The organism is Azoarcus sp. Soil_N_20 (genome assembly GCF_057656155.1).
The window spans coordinates 1-206 of record NZ_JBDGKX010000093.1 but is presented as its reverse complement, the minus strand read 5'-3'; the positions used below and the strand labels follow the sequence as shown (position 1 = coordinate 206).

Genomic DNA, 206 nt, shown 5'->3' with positions numbered 1-206 from the left:
GGGGTGGACATCGCCAACGTGAAGATGAGCATGAACCCGTTCGACGAGATCGCGGTGGAAGAGGCGGTGCGGCTGCGTGAAGCGGGGGTTGCTTCCGAAGTCGTGGCGGTTAGCTGCGGCGTCATCGCCTGCCAGGAAACGCTGCGCGCGGCGATGGCGATCGGCGCCGACCGCGGCATCCTCGTTGAAACGGATGTCGAACTGCA

At 65.0% G+C, this 206-nt stretch carries 1 pseudogene; it reads left to right on the top strand.

The features are described from left to right. Window positions 1-206, top strand: a pseudogene (locus AC3A35_RS28045) (electron transfer flavoprotein subunit beta/FixA family protein); the annotation flags it as partial.